Annotated in this window: 20 protein-coding genes; 13 read left to right on the top strand and 7 right to left on the bottom strand. The window is 36.1% G+C overall.

The annotated features are described in order from the left end of the window. The first annotated feature begins 3 nt into the window (after positions 1–3). Both ABWP91_RS16370 and ABWP91_RS16365 read left to right on the top strand, forming a co-directional pair. Positions 4–435: a hypothetical protein gene (locus ABWP91_RS16370; protein WP_353244147.1), complete on the top strand. Its 432-nt coding sequence runs from the start codon at positions 4–6 to the stop codon at positions 433–435. A gap of 223 nt (positions 436–658) precedes the next feature. After that, on the top strand, positions 659–1,033 hold the full coding sequence (locus ABWP91_RS16365; RefSeq protein ID WP_353244146.1) for an ATP-binding protein: 375 nt from the start codon (positions 659–661) through the stop codon (positions 1,031–1,033). Positions 1,034–1,127: 94 nt separating this feature from the next. On the opposite strand, the gene tpx is transcribed toward ABWP91_RS16365, so the two are convergent. Next, the gene (gene tpx / locus ABWP91_RS16360) at positions 1,128–1,631 is read right to left on the bottom strand and encodes a thiol peroxidase (RefSeq protein ID WP_219248624.1); all 504 of its coding nucleotides are present in this window, start codon (positions 1,629–1,631) and stop codon (positions 1,128–1,130) included. Between the two features lie 649 nt (positions 1,632–2,280). Here tpx and ABWP91_RS16355 point away from each other — a divergent pair. Then, complete coding sequence (locus ABWP91_RS16355; protein WP_353244145.1) at positions 2,281–3,903, top strand: peptide ABC transporter substrate-binding protein; 1,623 nt, start codon at positions 2,281–2,283, stop codon at positions 3,901–3,903. Positions 3,904–4,273: 370 nt separating this feature from the next. Further along, positions 4,274–5,257 carry a zinc transporter ZntB gene (gene zntB / locus ABWP91_RS16350; RefSeq protein WP_353244144.1) on the top strand — a complete coding sequence of 328 codons (984 nt, stop codon included), beginning with the start codon at positions 4,274–4,276 and terminating at the stop codon, positions 5,255–5,257. A 260-nt stretch (positions 5,258–5,517) separates the two neighbouring features. Here the strand turns inward: zntB and ttcA are convergent, their stop codons facing one another. From ttcA to ABWP91_RS16330, 4 genes are all read right to left on the bottom strand, one after another. Then, positions 5,518–6,432: a tRNA 2-thiocytidine(32) synthetase TtcA gene (gene ttcA / locus ABWP91_RS16345; protein WP_353244143.1), complete on the bottom strand. Its 915-nt coding sequence runs from the start codon at positions 6,430–6,432 to the stop codon at positions 5,518–5,520. 505 nt (positions 6,433–6,937) lie between these two features. Continuing rightward, a complete protein-coding gene (catA, locus tag ABWP91_RS16340; protein ID WP_353244142.1) occupies positions 6,938–7,579 on the bottom strand; it encodes a type A chloramphenicol O-acetyltransferase in 642 nt (213 codons plus the stop codon). 203 nt (positions 7,580–7,782) lie between these two features. Continuing rightward, a complete protein-coding gene (locus ABWP91_RS16335) occupies positions 7,783–8,019 on the bottom strand; it encodes a helix-turn-helix domain-containing protein (protein WP_353244141.1) in 237 nt (78 codons plus the stop codon). A gap of 312 nt (positions 8,020–8,331) precedes the next feature. Beyond that, the gene (locus tag ABWP91_RS16330) at positions 8,332–9,027 is read right to left on the bottom strand and encodes an aspartate/glutamate racemase family protein (protein ID WP_353244140.1); all 696 of its coding nucleotides are present in this window, start codon (positions 9,025–9,027) and stop codon (positions 8,332–8,334) included. A gap of 328 nt (positions 9,028–9,355) precedes the next feature. Between ABWP91_RS16330 and ABWP91_RS16325 the strand changes: the two genes are divergently transcribed. The 8 genes from ABWP91_RS16325 to ABWP91_RS16290 all read left to right on the top strand — a co-directional run bounded on the left by ABWP91_RS16325 (position 9,356) and on the right by ABWP91_RS16290 (position 14,728). Next, positions 9,356–9,769 (top strand): hypothetical protein, encoded by a 414-nt coding sequence (locus ABWP91_RS16325; protein ID WP_353244139.1) that lies wholly within the window; start codon positions 9,356–9,358, stop codon positions 9,767–9,769. 367 nt (positions 9,770–10,136) lie between these two features. Beyond that, the gene (sra, locus tag ABWP91_RS16320) at positions 10,137–10,325 is read left to right on the top strand and encodes a stationary-phase-induced ribosome-associated protein (protein WP_353244138.1); all 189 of its coding nucleotides are present in this window, start codon (positions 10,137–10,139) and stop codon (positions 10,323–10,325) included. A 226-nt stretch (positions 10,326–10,551) separates the two neighbouring features. Next, on the top strand, positions 10,552–11,331 hold the full coding sequence (locus ABWP91_RS16315; RefSeq protein ID WP_353244137.1) for a YaeF family permuted papain-like enzyme: 780 nt from the start codon (positions 10,552–10,554) through the stop codon (positions 11,329–11,331). A 335-nt stretch (positions 11,332–11,666) separates the two neighbouring features. Then, complete coding sequence (locus ABWP91_RS16310) at positions 11,667–12,590, top strand: Gfo/Idh/MocA family protein (protein ID WP_353244136.1); 924 nt, start codon at positions 11,667–11,669, stop codon at positions 12,588–12,590. 87 nt (positions 12,591–12,677) lie between these two features. Next, positions 12,678–13,115: a VOC family protein gene (locus tag ABWP91_RS16305; protein WP_353244135.1), complete on the top strand. Its 438-nt coding sequence runs from the start codon at positions 12,678–12,680 to the stop codon at positions 13,113–13,115. 114 nt (positions 13,116–13,229) lie between these two features. After that, positions 13,230–13,658 carry a universal stress protein gene (locus ABWP91_RS16300; RefSeq protein ID WP_273804234.1) on the top strand — a complete coding sequence of 143 codons (429 nt, stop codon included), beginning with the start codon at positions 13,230–13,232 and terminating at the stop codon, positions 13,656–13,658. 127 nt (positions 13,659–13,785) lie between these two features. After that, a complete protein-coding gene (locus ABWP91_RS16295; protein WP_353244134.1) occupies positions 13,786–14,121 on the top strand; it encodes a hypothetical protein in 336 nt (111 codons plus the stop codon). Positions 14,122–14,290: 169 nt separating this feature from the next. Beyond that, entirely contained in the window at positions 14,291–14,728 is a 438-nt protein-coding gene (locus ABWP91_RS16290) for a universal stress protein (protein WP_353244133.1), read from the top strand. Positions 14,729–14,782: 54 nt separating this feature from the next. On the opposite strand, the gene ABWP91_RS16285 is transcribed toward ABWP91_RS16290, so the two are convergent. Further along, positions 14,783–15,076, bottom strand: a complete 294-nt coding sequence (locus ABWP91_RS16285) for a DUF5339 family protein (protein WP_353244175.1) — start codon at positions 15,074–15,076, stop codon at positions 14,783–14,785. Between the two features lie 239 nt (positions 15,077–15,315). On the opposite strand from ABWP91_RS16285, the gene ABWP91_RS16280 reads away from it, so the two are divergent. After that, on the top strand, positions 15,316–15,717 hold the full coding sequence (locus ABWP91_RS16280) for a hypothetical protein (RefSeq protein ID WP_353244132.1): 402 nt from the start codon (positions 15,316–15,318) through the stop codon (positions 15,715–15,717). 8 nt (positions 15,718–15,725) lie between these two features. Here the strand turns inward: ABWP91_RS16280 and ABWP91_RS16275 are convergent, their stop codons facing one another. Next, positions 15,726–16,355: a TetR/AcrR family transcriptional regulator gene (locus ABWP91_RS16275; RefSeq protein WP_353244131.1), complete on the bottom strand. Its 630-nt coding sequence runs from the start codon at positions 16,353–16,355 to the stop codon at positions 15,726–15,728. Between the last annotated feature and the right edge of the window lie 155 nt (positions 16,356–16,510).

The raw sequence follows: 16,510 nt of genomic DNA, 5'->3' as shown, positions 1-16,510 counted from the left end.
AAAATGAATAAACGTTTAATGTTTACATTTGCGACAGTCCTGTTTGGTGCGAGTGCTTTTAGTCAGGCTGATACAACCATCCCAAACGACGGATTGAATAAATATTGCCAAGATGAAAATCAAACCATGGATGAAATCTATGAAAATGGGGCTCTGACTAAATGTTATTTTATGGGCAATACTTTATCTGAGGCGTATAAACAATACCGTAGTGGATTAACTGAAGATGGTCCGCTATTTTTAGCTGAAAAATTAATCATCAAGAAAAATATGGCAATGCCTTGCCCAGTAGAAGGGTGTATTGCAATTAATTACCGCTGGGATGGCGATAAAAAGTTAAACATTGTTCAAGAGTTTGAGGGTGGTGAAACACAGTTACAATTTACACAAGAGAATAAAGGTACCGCGTTAGAAATAACTCAACAGATGGACTAATTTTTTTTAATAACACAACGATGAATAAGCGGAGAAGGGTAAGGTATTTCCTTTAAACTCTTTTCGGCTTATTTTGCAGTTTACCTATTCTTTTTCTTTCCTATCTGAGCATACATTGAGCAATTCGCTTGCTTGTTGGCTATTTTTCCTGCTATATAACATAGACAGCTGCTGTATTGGGTACTCATCTTTTTTAATGGGGTTAAGCCTACAAGGAGTTGCCATGGATCAATTCACGATTAATTTTGTTGTCAATCTTAAGCTACGCGAATATATGGACCAATGTCATTATAAGAATGATATGTTTGAGTCAGCGGCGTCAGCAGCAGAGCTTTACTTAATGAATAAAGCGGCGGTTAAATACCTCACGAAGAAAAACCGTTTTACGTGGGAAGTGTTGGTCAAGAATGGACATAAGCCCCGTGATTTAATCATTGATATTCTAACGTCTTGTTGCCCTGTTACGCAGGATCAAGCGCTAAAAATTTTAAGTACCTTATCTCATACATTGATTAGCTACATGAAGGGTAATCAACTGTTTATTAATGTTGTTAATGCTAAAAATCATCACCCCCTTTATTGGGCGTATGTTGATTAATATGATAGCGATTGACAGATAATTTTGAGAGAAAAAGAGTAAAAAGCGGGAGAGCATCCCGCTTTTTTATTAGGAACCCGATAACCAAATAAGCTTATTTCAAGCTGTTTAATGCGCTATCGTAGTCAGGTTCTTCAGTGATTTCAGGTACTAACTGGCTATAAATGACTTGGTCATTTTCATCTAATACAACAACCGAGCGAGCGGTTAAACCTTTTAATGGACCACTTGCAATTGCCACACCATAATCATCAGCGAAAGACGGGCTGCGGAAAGTGGATAATGTAACGACATTATCAAGGCCTTCAGCACCACAAAAACGAGCTTGAGCGAAAGGTAAGTCAGCAGAAACACACAGAACAACGGTATTATCAAGGTCGTTTGCAAGCTGGTTGAATTTACGGACAGAGGCAGCACAAACACCTGTGTCAACACTTGGGAAAATATTTAATACTTTACGTTTACCGACATACGTTTCTAGTGTGGCTTCGCTGAGATCTTTTGCGACTAAAGTAAAAGGTTTTGCTTTCGTACCAGATTGCAAGAAAACACCATTAACTGCGATATCATTACCTTTTAATTTAACTGTTTGCGACATGAATTTTTCTCCCGTTTATAAGTTGTATCAGTGCTAACTTAACCTGTTTCTTAAGGAAAATCTTTGCGATAAAAGGTTTTCATTCAGACTAAGTTAGACCTTTTGAGTTTTACATTCTATTGATGACCAAAATAAACTGTATACCGAAAAAACTAACTGTATACCTTAACGCATAAGTGGCGCAAGGACGTTACTTGTATAGCTGATTAGTTTCTCATAGTCAGCGATTATATAACTGATAATCACGAGTAGAGTTTACGTTTTTTATTATATTGTCTTTTAAAATACATTATTGATTGTAACAAAAGTAAGGCTATAAGTATCGGTTTCTTTAGCAATCATCAGTTTATCAGCGGAATTATAAGGGGACGGGCGAATGCATTAGAGGGCTATAACAATTAAAGTAAGTCTTCTATTGAAAAATCGTACCAAAGATTAATTTCTTATTCAGCAAGTGTATTCATAAATTAAACTGGATGTATGGATTTTTAAAACATGAAAGCATATGATGCGAAAAGGAAAGTATTCTACTCTGTATGGATGTACCCACGATAAATTCGGTAGTGCTGTTAATGCGTTAGTCTTTTTTCAATACTGTGTCGCTAAACATTTAGCTGATTTCGATTATATTAACAAGATAGAAAATAACATGCATAAACCTTCATTCTCTCCTTTAGCTGTATTGTTCACGTCATTTTTTCTTGCTACACCAGCTATTAGCGCAGTTATTCCTGCTGGGGTAATTTTAGCTGATAACCAAAAAGTAACTCGCCATTTGAAAGATGAGCCTGCGTCTTTAGATCCTATTAAATCTGTCGGGTTGACCGAAGCACAAGTTATGCGTGATTTATTTGAAGGCTTAGTGAACCAAGATAGCCATGGCAAACCTGTTCCTGGCGTTGCGCTCAAATGGGAGACCGCAGATAACCGTATTTGGACATTTACGCTAAGGCCAGACGCGCGTTGGTCAAATGGTGAACCTGTCACTGCGGATGACTTTGTGTATAGTTGGCAGCGTTTGGTTGCACCTACAAATACATCACCATTTGCATGGTTTGCTGCACTGGCTGGGATTAATAATGCGCAAGATATTATTGATGGAAAGTTACCTGTAGAGCAATTAGGTGTAGAAGCGGTTGATAAACACACATTAAAAATTACGCTGAATAAACCTGTGCCGTATTTTCCCTCTTTAGCTGCAAATTTTAGTTTGTATCCAGTTCATCGCACAACGATAGAAAAATTAGGGGCGGACTGGATAAAAGTAGGAAATTTAGTTGGCAATGGTGCTTTTACGTTAGCTGATCGTGTTGTAAATGAAAAAATTGTTTTAACACCGAACCCGTTTTATTGGGATCATAAAAATACGGTGATTACCCAAGTCACATTTGTTCCTATTAACCAAGAATCTCATGCGACAAATCGTTATTTAGCAGGGGATTTAGATATTACTGAATCATTCCCGAAACAGCGTTATCAAAAATTATTGCAAGATATTCCTAATGAGGTTTTCACACCAGACCAATTAGGAACCTATTATTACGCATTTAATACACAACGTGCGCCAACGAGTGACGTAAGGGTGAGAAAGGCATTATCGATGGCCATTGATCGCCAATTAATTGCCGGTAAAGTATTAGGCACTGGTGAAAAACCAGCTTATTATTTCACTCCTGATGTGACGGATGGCTTTAAACCTGAAAAGGGGCTTTATAACAGCCATTCGCAAAAAGAGTTAGATCAACAGGCGAAAACATTATTACAAGAAGCAGGTTTTGGGCCAAATCATCCATTAGAGCTAACCTTATTGTATAACAGTTCAGAAAATCACCAAAAAATTGCTATCGCGATTGCATCGATGTGGAAGAAAAAATTAGGGGTGAATGTTAAGTTAGTGAATCAAGAATGGAAAACATACATTGATAGCCGTAATACAGGGGATTTTGATGTTATTCGCGCATCTTGGATTGGTGATTTCAATGAGCCTTCAACATTTTTATCACTGCTAACATCGCAACATAGTGGCAATATTCCGAAGTTCAATAGTTCGCAATATGACCAAGTGATGAGCTCAGCAAGTATTGAAACCAATGCACAACTGCGAAACCGTTATTACAATAGTGCAGAGGCTATTTTGGCAAAAGAAGCACCAATTGCACCCATTTATCAATATACCAATGCACGGTTAATCAAACCTTGGCTTAAAGGCTATCCTATTGAAAATCCAGAAGATGTAGCGTATAGCCACAGCTTCTACATTATTAAACATTAAGCGAAAGTATTCGGCATGATCTGCGGTCTGTATTATGTACAGGCCGTTTTTTATTTGTGGGAGTTTAAAAAAACTCCTTCCACTGGAGAATGGGAAGGAGGACCAAAAAGGAATAAACACTACCTTTTTATCATAAGAAATTTATAAGTAAGTTTATTGCTTGTTTGTGTCAAACTAGTGGTATTTTTTAACAAAAATGGCTATCTTTTTTTATTAAAGTCTATTTGATTATTTTTTGTATCTTATTGATCTCATTCGTTAGCTATGGATAGATACGTAAAGCGAATTATCAAACATTTCGTTGAAATAATTGCAATATTTCCTCTATTCAATTAAAAATAACTTATTATTTATAAAAGGGAGATATTGCATGGCGTTGGTTTATGGTTCGTTATTTGAAAACTCAAATCCGGTACATGCATTTCAATTAAATGGAGATGGAGGGCTACTCCCGATTGACGTTAATGCGAGTGCAACGCAACAATCTCCGTTTTGGCTTCATTTTGATTATAAAGACCCGCAAAGTTTTAATTGGATACAACAGTCTGAGCTATTTAATGACCAAGTTAAATCCGCGTTGTCAGGGCTGTCAGGGCGCTGGCGCTTGATTCGAGTTGGTGATGGTATTTTATTGACACTACAAACTTTAAATACCAATGCAGGGCAACGTCCAGAGCAACTTGTTGCATTTCGTGTGTTTATTAATAACCGCATTATTATTTCCAGCCGTCATCGTAAAGTGAATTCATTGGACGCTGTAATTGATGACCTGAAAGAAGGTGTCGGAGCGCAAAGTACAGGTGACTGGCTTGTTGAAGTCGCAGATTCGATTACAGACGAAATTAGTGATTTCACGGACTCTTTGCATGAACGCTTAATTGAATTAGAGGACGTGATATTAAATGGCGAAATTCCTGAACGTGGTGAGTTAGCTTTATTACGTAAACAAATTATTGTTGTACGCCGTTATATGGCGCCACAAAGGGATATGTTATCCCGTTTAACGACAGAAAAATTACTTTGGTTGGATGATACTGACCGTCGTAGAATTCAGGAGGTTTCGGACAGATTAGGCCGTTGTATCGAAGATTTGGATGGTTTTATTGCTCGAACTGCAATTATTTCTGATGAAATCACCAATATGATGACCGAAATGATGAACCGCCGTATTTATACTATGTCGCTGATGGCGATGATTTTTTTACCAACGACATTTTTGACGGGATTATTTGGTGTCAACTTAGGCGGGATCCCAGGAAATGAATTTCGTTTTGCCTTTAGTGTATTTTGTGTATTACTTGCTGTATTAATCGGAACAGTACTGTGGTGGCTACGAAAAAGCCGCTGGCTCTAAATTCGATAACTTATTTTGTATAACCAGACCTAGTTTGAGATAAATCAATAAAACTAATGGAGTTTTAGGGCACTATTACTCCCGCAGGTGAATGCAACGTTGAGCGATGAACGTTGTGCTCCATAATTGTAGTTTTTCTCATATTGAGTTCTTATACAGAATAATTGACCACTGTAATGCCGATGTAATTTACATCGGCTTTTTTTTGCTTAAAATCTGATAGCAAAAAATAACCTCCAGTCAGGAGGTTATTTAAACGTTTATTTCACTTCGACAATATCTAAGCGCTGCGCAGTAAAATCGGGAGCATCATCTTCATCAATGAAGGATTGTGTTGGCATCTCTTCTCTATCAAAAGCTAAATCACCACCATCAATGACGTCATCACCATGAGAAATATTTTTGAAATCAAAAAGTTCAGTGTCACATAAGTGAGAAGGGACAACATTTTGTGTAGCACGGAACATGGTTTCAATGCGGCCTGGATAACGTTTATCCCAATCACGTAACATTTCTTTAATCACTTGGCGCTGTAAATTTGGCTGTGAACCGCACAGGTTACAAGGAATAATTGGGAATTCTTTCGCTTGCGCAAAACGTTCAATATCTTTTTCACGGCAATATGCAAGTGGGCGAATAACGATATGCTTTCCATCATCACTCATCAGTTTTGGCGGCATGCCTTTTAATTTGCCACCATAAAACATATTTAAGAACATGGTTTGCAAAATATCATCACGATGATGCCCTAACGCGATTTTTGTTGCGCCTAATTCTGTTGCTGTCCGGTAAAGAATGCCTCGACGCAAGCGTGAGCATAAAGAACAAGTTGTTTTTCCTTCAGGTATTTTTTCTTTCACAATACCGTAGGTATTTTCTTCAACGATTTTATATTCAACACCTAGATTATCGAGATAAGCAGGTAGAATGTGTTCAGGAAAACCAGGTTGTTTTTGGTCAAGGTTAACGGCGATTAACGAAAACTGGATTGGTGCGCTTTTTTGTAAGCTTTGCAAAATGGAAAGTAAAGTATAGCTGTCCTTCCCACCGGATAAGCAGACCATAATGCGGTCGCCATCTTCAATCATATTGAAGTCAGCAATAGCTTGCCCAACATCACGGCGAATTCGTTTTTGCAATTTATTTAAGTTGTACTGCTCTTTATTGGTTGTCATTCTATAAGATTCTATTGCGGGTTGTCATTTATGTTGCTGATAGATAATGGTTTTATAAAGTTTAATTAATGTTTTTATTATTCGTTTATAAATCGCTATTAGCAAAAATCTGTGAAAAGAGGCTCATAATAACAGAATCGAGGGGAGGAGTGATACTTGTTAGTAAAAAGACACCTTGAACATACGAAAATCATTTAGCTCAAGGGTTATATATCATGTTTATCTGATTGAATAAATAGGGGTTAGCATTTAGGCTAAAATAAAGAGGAGGAAATATGCCAGCAACGAACCCTGTAGATCTTATTGCACTAACACTCGCAAATACAATAAAAATGGTTGTAACCCCAATCGATTATGCATTCCAGAGCGGGGCGGTCGGGGATTTATTTTACATTAGTTGGCTTTTGTTCAACTAGCTGTAGATAAAATGATGCTATCTAAAAAGGGAAGCTATAGCTTCCCTTACTTGCTTATATAATGAAATAACGGTACTAAAATGGTTTAATTAACCCGCTAATTCATTGCATAACGTCTGTAATTCATTGACGAATCGGCCTACATGAAACCCATCGCAAACCGCATGATGGACTTGAATCGAAAGGGGCAATAGTATTTTATCGCCTTCACGATAGAATTTTCCCATCGTAAAAATAGGTGTGAAATTACTAGTGATATTGGCAATATTCAAATTAAAACTTTCAAAAGACACCCAAGGCAATGAAGAAATATAAAAAATATTTTCTGCTTGCACTGGTTGAGGGGCTAGTTTTACATCATCTTTATGTAATGCTAACTGATGATGGTAATTTTTCATAAAAGTCTGAATGTTATCAGAATACTCGCACCACAAAGATGAGAAGGTTTCTGTTTGATTATGAAAAATAGTGAAACTAGGGTGTACTTTTTCCCATAAAATAAGCTCATCATCTTTTTTCGATAATTTAAATTCATCGTGCCTATTCACCAATGAAGAAAGTAAGTAAATCATCGTAGGATAAAAGCGATAGTCACGTAATGATATAAAATTACCTAACGATGTTATGTCAACCTTGACTGTTAGGCTGAACCCATAGTTCACGTGTTCATTATAAACATGGTAGTGTTCTTTTCGTTGCCACGTTTCAACGTTAAATCGAATATAACTCATTGTTTTTCCCTTCTAATAATAAAAAAATAACGTTATTAGAAGGGATGTTTTTCTGCTTTTGAAAACAACATAAATTGCCTCTTGATAGTCATGGATAGTCTTATATTAATAATCTCATGAATATTGTCGAGAACAATATTAGTAACGTCATAAAAAGAGCATTTTTGACGCGAATGTTGCGTTGTAATTAGCGTAATTTAGTTTTACCTTTCTGAATTTAGGTAAATGTTAAATAATAAGTTTAAATCTATGTTAAATATTTTAGAAAACATAACAAGATGGTCAATGAATATTGATAATGAGCCATCTTCATACTTTAGATAAGTGGTTTCAGAAATGGAAATTTTCTTCGCCATTTCTTGAGATGATATTTGGCATTCTAAGCGTTTTTTCTTAATGAAATACCCTAAAGCTATATTACCTGATTTTTTATTTGTCATAGTGATTTTTCTAAAGTTAAATTTTCTTCGATTATCATGAATAAAAATGAATATTCAATAGGAATAAATCTGTAAATCAAATAGAGAAAAAAATTTGATAATCGATGGATAAACCTTTATGAATAATAAAAAACATGAATTAGTCATTAAACGATTTTGATTTAAATCATTTAATAAAGCTAAAATATATAAATATAGTTTTTTATTCTAAAATTAAACTTGGATATTTGGCTGGGTTTATGAAAATATTGAGTAATAGCAGATACTATCTTGATTTTTTTTATTTAAAGATAGTATCTTCACATTTTTATATTAAATCGATAACGCAATTTCGACTGCTTTTTCTGCATGAATCGCGGTGGTATCAAAAATTTTTACGCTTGTATCTTTCGAACCAACCAGTAGTGTGATTTCAGTACATCCTAAAATGATACCTTCAGCACCTTGTTCAACAAGGGATGCCATAATTCGTTGGTATTCTTTCTGGGATGAATTGTGGACTTTTCCTAGGCACAATTCATTATAAATAATGTCATGGATAATTTTTCTATCATCACTATTTGGTGTCAGCACATCTAATCCATATTGTTCTACTAATCTATTTTTATAAAAAGATTGTTCCATGGTAAATGCCGTACCTAATAAGCCAATTTTTTTTAATCCAGCTTGAATAATACGCTCACCAGTGGCATCGGCGATATGTAGTAATGGGAGCTGTGCATGAGTTTCAATCTCATTAGCGACCTTATGCATTGTATTGGTACATAGGATGAGAAAGTCTGCACCGGCAAGTTTTAATCGTTTTCCTGCATCTGCTAAACATTGAGCAGCGAGATCCCACTGGCCATGAGCTTGATAATGTTCAATTTCAGCAAAATCAACACTATAAAGCACAATTTTAGCTGAATGTAGGCCGCCTAAACTTTGCTTGATGGATTCGTTTATTTGTTGGTAATAAAGTAATGTGGATTCCCAACTCATGCCACCAATTAAACCGATTGTTTTCATTTGAAGACTCCGAGTAAATGATTTAGTTGTAGGGCTCACTATACTGATAACGCTTATATAAGCACAAGATAAGAGTATAAAAGCGTTAAAAATGAGGTTGTAAAGATGTAAGTTATCGGTTGGTTTTATTTGAATATTTAAGTTAGTTTGTATTTATTTGTGGATTTAACATTAATAAATGTATGGTTATTGAAGCTCATAGAGGCAAAGTTATATATTTAACTAGTAAAGTAAATAATATTTACGCTTTAATGATGGATTTTAAGCGATATACAGCTATTATCATAAATGAATATACGTTATACCTACAATTAATGGCGACAATAAAATGAATTTTTTTAAAGTGATCATCGCGATACTTATTTTTGGCGCTGCATTTTTACTCGGTGCATTGTACATGAAGCCAACACAACTAAGTTTGGTTGAGCAAGTTAAAAAAAATGTAAATGATGTTCTTGCATATCCACAAGCTGCAAAATTTAAAAATATTGAATACCATTTTTCTCGTTATACTGCGGATGATGGTAAGGTAGGTTATGTTTGTGGAGAGGTATTCCGTTACAAAAATGACAAGCCTGACGGATATAAGCGTTTTATCGTAAAAGCATACACCCATGATGATGAATCACGAATGGATATTTCTATCCCTTTTGTTGAAGGTGGTCATGAAATTCTATTACCAGAACAAGTTAATCAAATTTGGAATGAAAAGTGTTCTAGCCCCGCATCTCCACTAGAGTAATTAAATGCGTACTAATGACAGTTAGTGCGTATTTTTAATACTGCTGCTATACAATCTTTTATTCGGCACCTTTTAAGATGATTGGGCCTTCAATAGGTATTAATAACCAATACTGAGTAGGTAAATCTCAAATAGCATTTACCAAGCGAAATTACTGACTAAGAATGTAATTATATTATTTCATTTCACATTGAAATTAATAAGTTTAATTACATTAAATAACATTAAATTACTGCTATACTGGTTAGGTTATATTTTGTTTTATGTTTGATGTAAAACAAAAAAATGCCCTTGTGGTCAACGAAGACTATATTTTTGATATTCATGAAGCTAATGAATTTAAATTGACTAGTATAAGGAGTCGATAATGGTTAGTAATAACAGTGCACGTCGTTTATTAGGAATGCCTTACAAGCAAAGTCGTTCTAAAAAAAATATTCGTGTATCAATAGGTTCACAAGATAATAAAACTGTCGCTGTTCAAAAAAATAAAGCGACAGAAAAGAAAACATACCATTCAGTAACTGTGTTTTACCCTGAATATGTTGTGAGTTAACTGAGTGTATGTGACCCTCTAGAGTTTTCTAGAGGGTTAAATATGACTGAGAACTGTAAATTATATTTCCATCCTCTTTATCCTTCCTCAAGATATTTTGATCAAATTTTGTGATCGCGACATTCAATTTTAGTTTCTTCAAAAATAAGTGATAGTCATAAATAATTTTAAACGATAACATTAGTATTCAACTAAAAATGTAGAATAGAATATTGGATGCTTTAGAATGAAGTCTCAATTTTTGTTTTGGTTTGTATTTTGTTTTTTCCTTTCAGGGTGCTCAACTCAACTCAAATCTGATGAAGAAACCAATCGTTTAAAATTTAGTATTCAACACGCAAATACTGTACCGATTAAAGATACGGTAGAACCGTTAGCAGTATCTGATATGTTACCTGGCGATATTCTGTTGTCATCTGCGACGGGCTTGAATTCTTGGGGAATTCGTTTGTTTAGTATCAGTGGCGTAAGCCATGCCTCTATCTATTTAGGCCTTGGGGAAGTCGCTGAGTCTGTTGGTAGTGGTGTGAGGATCATTACATTGCAGCAAGCGGTTAAAGATTCGAATAATATGGTGGTATTAAGGCAGGCTGGGTTAACCTCGCTTCATGCGGATAAGCTACGTGAATTTTCAGTACGTAATAATGGAAATAAATATAACTATAAAGGCATCGTTATGATAGCCCCGTGGATGATCACAAAACGGATATGTGAATTACCTTTAATAGGTGAAACAGTGCGGAATTTTTGCCTTCGTACATTAGCAACTGTTCAATTAGGGGATGATATTGACCAAGCGAATGGCTTTTTTTGTTCGCAGTTCGTCTTAGATGCTTATAAATATGCAGGTATTCCGTTATTTGAGGGAAATTCATCTTGGATAACCCCTGCGGATATATTGCATATGCACACAGATGATGTGCCGACATTTATGCCAACTCAACGCTTAGTTTATGTCGGCCACTTAAAGTCATGGAGCTTTAGTAGCGCAATACGTAAAAAATGACAACATGCTGAAAAATAAATAAAAAAAAGGCCAACAACTAAGTTGGCCTGCTAAACTGGAAGCAATGTGAGCAATGTCGTTTGTGACAAACCTGAGTGATTTACTCAAGTATTCACGAGGTAAAAGATAACCATTCTCATTTAATAAATCAACCCCTTTTTTTGTATTGCTACTACGGGTTTTTTAGTGGCTGAATTGCCTTTTATTTCAAATAAAACAATGTGTTGTGTTTTTAATTGCTACATTTTTGAGTTTTTCGACAAAAAAATTTTTAAAAAAAATCATAATAATGAGATTATTCCCGTCTAGATAAATCACTTAAGAGCGAAATTAAGATGGGTAAATTAAAGATTGGAGTTATAGGTCTAGGAGGAATTGCGCAAAAAGCCTATTTGCCTATTTTAACCAAAGAAGAGAATTGGCAATTCGTTGGTGCATTCTCGCCAAATCAAGCAAAAGCAAAAATCATTTGCGATAGTTATCGATTCCCCTTATTCAACAACATTGATGCACTTGCCGCTCAATGTGATGCTATCTTTGTTCACAGTGCGACGGCGAGCCATTTTGAGGTGATACAACGCTTATTACAGGCCAATGTTCATGTATATGTAGATAAACCATTGACTGAACAGATTGCGCAATCTGAGCAATTGATTGAATTAGCACATCAACAGCAAAGAACCTTAATGGTTGGTTTTAATCGCCGATTTTCCCCTTTCTATTCAGCGTTAAAACAAAATACACAATGCTTTTCTTCTATTCGTATGGATAAACACCGCACCTATAGTGTTGGGCCTAAAGATGCGGCTTACACATTGTATGATGATTATTTACATGTAGTTGATACTGTACTTTGGCTCGGGGGCTTCGAGGCTGTTTTGAGAAGTGGAAATATCCAACAAACCAATAGTGGTGAATTATTTTATGCGGAACATCATCTACAGGCAGGTAATTGCTGGCTAACAACCTCAATGCACCGTAAAGCGGGCAGCCAACAAGAACAAATTATTGCTGTTGCTGAGGATGAGCTGCACCAAATCACTAATATGGATCATTGGCGTTGCGAAACCGCCGCAGGGATCAGTGAGAAACAGCCAGGTAATTGGGATTCCATTTTAGTGCAACGTGGCTTTGATGGCGTTGTACGTCATTTCATCGACTCAGTAGCAAACCAGACACAACCGCTCATTAGTGCAGAGCAGGGCATTATTGCCCAACGAATGGTTGAATCTATGTTGTTACAGTTACAAAATGGCTGAATCAAACAAAATGGCGAACATTAAAAATTGGGGTGTTCTGCTCGGTATATTTAATCGACTCTGAAAATACATTATTGAGGTCACATCATGTTAGATTTACAAGATAGCTCGGATGTATTGTTTATTGCTGGATTTGGCCCAATAGTGGCTGATTTCGAAAAAAGTCAGCATTTTTATTTAGGTGTTTTAGGGCTGCCATTAAAACCGATAGAAAATGGTAGTCAATATTTGATTTGCGAGCCGGAACATCTTGATGGTGTTAAACATTTTGCACTTTGGCCTTTAACTCAAGCCGCACAATCGTGTTTTAACAAAGAGCAATGGCCTGCAGATATTCCTATTCCACAAAGTTGGATAGAGTTTGAGGTTTCTGATATTGAAAAAATGACCCAAACCTGCCAAAAGCAGGGTTATAAATTGCTAGTAAATAACCGGATGGAACCATGGGGTCAAACCGTAACACGTTTATTAAGCCCAGAGGGAATGCTAGTGGGTTTAACGGTCACACCATGGTTAAGGGAATAGTGTTTGAATTTGTCGCTAGAGATCTCATTTATCTTTTAGAATAAGAGACATTTATGCGTAATTGTTTATAATTTTGTTGTAGAGCTTAATTTTAACATTTATTTAGGAGGGGTTATGTATAAAACGATTCTGGTCCCTATTGATTTAACTGAAGACGAATTAACCAGTAAAGCGGTTCGCCATGCAGTTAATTTAGCAAAACAATCAGGTGCAAAAATTCACTTAATCCATGTTTTGCCTATTTCATCTGCAATCATTAATGCATACGCGTTAGGTTATATGGAAATAAAAGATCGTGCGACAGTAAAAGCGGAAGAAGACATGAAAATGTTGATGGATACGATTGACTTACCTCATGAGGATGTCAGTTATACCATTACTTTTGGCTCACCACGTGATGAAGTCATCAATACTGCGAAAGATATTAATGCCGATATCATAGTGGTTGGTTCTCGCCGTCCTAATATCACCACTCACCTATTAGGTTCAACTGCGGCAGGTATTGTTCGTTACGCAGAAACATCAGTACTTGTTGTTCGTTAATTAATATGAAAGGAGCCTACATATGTTGTAGGTTCTTTTTTATTTGTATTGATTAAGCTATAGAGGTAACGGTGTTTAACCTTATATTTGTTCAATTTAGTTAATAATAAGGTTCCGTTAGGTTTATATGGAAAAGTTTTCGAAAGAATTACTGCGTATTGAGCATTTTGTTCTCAGAGTAATACGTTTTTATTTACTCGCTCTTTTGGTTTTTTTCCTTGGATTATTGCCTGGTATTATCGGTTTTTATTTTATTGAAGGGCACTCCATTGTGGAATCAATGCTAAATGCACTCTCAATGTTGAGTGGGCAATCTATTGAACCCGCACCGATAACACAGGGCGGTCGTTTTTTTATTGCAATTTATGGTTTATTTTTGCAAAGCGTATTTATTATTAGTATTGGGTTGCTTGTGACTCCCTTTATTCATCGTATTTTGCACAAATGGCATTTAGAAGAATAAACTTTTTGTAGTAAAAGCAGGGAGCTTCACAGCTTTTTAACGATAGCAATACTATACTTTTAACGGCTTAATGATAATTATTCACCCGCAATACCTAATAATCAGATCGTGAAAATGAACAATAATACGGTTTGAAAAACGGACAAACACAATTAATAAGGGGCATCGTATGTATAAAACAATTTTGGTTCCCGTGGACATATCTGAAGATGTTTTAACAGATAATGCATTAAAGCATGCGGTCTATTTGGCAAAAATTTCGAATGCAACAATTCACTTATTTCACTCTGTTCCCGATGTTTCAAGATTTTCGATGAGCTACAGTTATCACTATGATTTACTGTCTTCATTTGCGAAAAAAGCAGTAGAGCGTTCTGAAGAACAACTCAAAGAAATTATTGAAAAGATTGATTATCCTTCAGATAAAATCACTTATAAGGTGGAGTTTGGTTCCCCAAGAGACAAAGTTTTAGCAGAAGCGGAAACTATTAATGCTGATTTAATTGTGATCGGCTCTCGTAATCCGAGTATTTCAACGCACTTATTAGGTTCGAATGCATCCGGTATTGTTTCTTATGCGAAGATATCGGTACTTGTTGTCCGTTAAAATAAAAAACAGCCTGATTTTCAGGCTGTTTTTTTGAATGCATGGAAGATAGGTTTATTTGGTTTTAACCGCTTCTTTAGCTTGTTCAATCGCTTTTAGTGCTTGGCTGCAAGCTTGCTCTTGAGCATCATCTGGGTAGCTAGCCAAGGCTTTTTTCGCCTCTTCTAACTGAGACTTCATCAGCGCAATTTGCTCTCCCGCGTTGGCTTCATCTTTATATTGTTCTTCAGCTTGTTTAACAAGTTCATTCATTTCTTTAAAGTAGGTATCACACGTTGCACCTGCATTCGCATTAAAGGCAGCAACAGCTATAAATAACCCACATACAATCGGAAGAGTTTTTTTCATCATATTTTCGCTTTCAAAAGTCACAATATAATCAGGATAACATTCCATATTAAAAAACGCACCACTCAACCTTTATTAATATTTTAAGTGATATTAATTTTAGTCATATTGAGATTATTCTTGCACAATAATTTATGGAATAGCATGTTTTGCAAAATACAAATGATAATCATTATTGACTGGTCTTAAATGAAAAGTGTACACTCTGGTACACTTTAATGAAGCTCAGTGAGATTGTTATGCAGAATAAAATTATGGTGAATACCAACAATTGGCCTGTTTGCATTATGAATGCATTCCCATCTTCGATGGACGAAACGCGTTTATGGTTAGAGGAAATGGACTTACTCCTTGCGCGAAGAGAGCAATTTAGCTTGGTATACCCACCGATTGCGCCGAAAGAGAAACCATCCGCAGAGGATATTGAAGGCATGAAATATGTGCGTCGTTGGTTAAAGCATGCCAAAGAACCGATGGAGCAACATTGCCGTGGGATGATTGTGACATTATTGCCAGATGGGAGTGATAGGGCGGAAAAAGAGCGTTTAGCGCCGATGCTATCTGCGTTGTATGGCCCAGAGGTGTTATTGGCGAAGGATATCCATGCCGCTAAAGTACAAGCTCAATCCATTTTAGCCTGATGGAAAGGCTAAGCACTTATTTTACGAATATAACTGGCGATGATATCAACAGAAAGCGCAATTTGCTGATTGATAAATTCATCGCTGGGTTTGAAGTTTTCGACACTGAATGTGGTAATAAATACATCTGCTTTGAGCATTTCCAAAAACCGTGATGAAATACTTAATAAGGTTTTCTCATCGACATTAACGTCAGGTAACACGACTAATTTTTGGGTGAGTAACCGATAGCTTTTTACAGGGCCTTGTTCGAAAAATGCTTGGCTGATTTCAGGGAAGCGGTTGTACTCCCCGAGGATCAATCGGTATAAACTGATCGATTGTGGTTTAAGCACACTGAGTAAGAAGCGTGACCCATAAAAGGCCAATACAGACTCAATCGTATTGAAATGATGAGTTTTTTCATCTGGTTCTGAAAAAATTTCATCAATCATATCGGCAATAACTGCGGCAAATAACCCTTCTTTATCCCCAAAGTTTTTATAAAGCGTAGAACGAGACCCGCCCGCACGTTCAATCACCATATCCAACGTTGCTCCCTCAAAACCATACTGAAGAAACACATCCGCTGCTGCCGCAATAATGGCTTGATGGCGGAGTCGGCCTTTTGGGGTTTTGGCTGAGAGTGAACTATTCATGAATGATTGATCCTACCATTTCGTGTGAACGATGAAATAAAGTGGCAATTTTACCAAAAAAGTTTAAATCAGGTGGCCTGAATCGCAGATTTACCTGAAAGAGATCATGATTTAAGCTGATGGTTGGCTCTATGATATTTGTAAAGACTAACATG

This window comes from Providencia sp. (genome assembly GCF_040396775.1).
In the GTDB taxonomy this organism is placed as follows: Bacteria; Pseudomonadota; Gammaproteobacteria; order Enterobacterales; family Enterobacteriaceae; genus Providencia.
This window is presented reverse-complemented; position numbering and strand designations above follow the sequence as displayed.

Excerpts from the sequence above, each read along its gene's own strand:
- ttcA (WP_353244143.1), bottom strand. The coding sequence starts at position 6,432 with ATGACAACCAATAAAGAGCAGTACAACTTAAATAAATTGCAAAAACGA.
- sra (WP_353244138.1), top strand. The coding sequence starts at position 10,137 with ATGGTTAGTAATAACAGTGCACGTCGTTTATTAGGAATGCCTTACAAG.
- ABWP91_RS16315 (WP_353244137.1), top strand. The coding sequence starts at position 10,552 with ATGAAGTCTCAATTTTTGTTTTGGTTTGTATTTTGTTTTTTCCTTTCA.
- ABWP91_RS16305 (WP_353244135.1), top strand. The coding sequence starts at position 12,678 with ATGTTAGATTTACAAGATAGCTCGGATGTATTGTTTATTGCTGGATTT.
- ABWP91_RS16365 (WP_353244146.1), top strand. The coding sequence starts at position 659 with ATGGATCAATTCACGATTAATTTTGTTGTCAATCTTAAGCTACGCGAA.
- ABWP91_RS16325 (WP_353244139.1), top strand. The coding sequence starts at position 9,356 with ATGAATTTTTTTAAAGTGATCATCGCGATACTTATTTTTGGCGCTGCA.
- ABWP91_RS16335 (WP_353244141.1), bottom strand. The coding sequence starts at position 8,019 with ATGACAAATAAAAAATCAGGTAATATAGCTTTAGGGTATTTCATTAAG.
- ABWP91_RS16355 (WP_353244145.1), top strand. The coding sequence starts at position 2,281 with ATGCATAAACCTTCATTCTCTCCTTTAGCTGTATTGTTCACGTCATTT.
- ABWP91_RS16285 (WP_353244175.1), bottom strand. The coding sequence starts at position 15,076 with ATGAAAAAAACTCTTCCGATTGTATGTGGGTTATTTATAGCTGTTGCT.
- catA (WP_353244142.1), bottom strand. The coding sequence starts at position 7,579 with ATGAGTTATATTCGATTTAACGTTGAAACGTGGCAACGAAAAGAACAC.
- zntB (WP_353244144.1), top strand. The coding sequence starts at position 4,274 with ATGGCGTTGGTTTATGGTTCGTTATTTGAAAACTCAAATCCGGTACAT.
- ABWP91_RS16295 (WP_353244134.1), top strand. The coding sequence starts at position 13,786 with ATGGAAAAGTTTTCGAAAGAATTACTGCGTATTGAGCATTTTGTTCTC.
- ABWP91_RS16275 (WP_353244131.1), bottom strand. The coding sequence starts at position 16,355 with ATGAATAGTTCACTCTCAGCCAAAACCCCAAAAGGCCGACTCCGCCAT.
- ABWP91_RS16330 (WP_353244140.1), bottom strand. The coding sequence starts at position 9,027 with ATGAAAACAATCGGTTTAATTGGTGGCATGAGTTGGGAATCCACATTA.
- ABWP91_RS16370 (WP_353244147.1), top strand. The coding sequence starts at position 4 with ATGAATAAACGTTTAATGTTTACATTTGCGACAGTCCTGTTTGGTGCG.
- tpx (WP_219248624.1), bottom strand. The coding sequence starts at position 1,631 with ATGTCGCAAACAGTTAAATTAAAAGGTAATGATATCGCAGTTAATGGT.
- ABWP91_RS16290 (WP_353244133.1), top strand. The coding sequence starts at position 14,291 with ATGTATAAAACAATTTTGGTTCCCGTGGACATATCTGAAGATGTTTTA.
- ABWP91_RS16310 (WP_353244136.1), top strand. The coding sequence starts at position 11,667 with ATGGGTAAATTAAAGATTGGAGTTATAGGTCTAGGAGGAATTGCGCAA.
- ABWP91_RS16300 (WP_273804234.1), top strand. The coding sequence starts at position 13,230 with ATGTATAAAACGATTCTGGTCCCTATTGATTTAACTGAAGACGAATTA.
- ABWP91_RS16280 (WP_353244132.1), top strand. The coding sequence starts at position 15,316 with ATGCAGAATAAAATTATGGTGAATACCAACAATTGGCCTGTTTGCATT.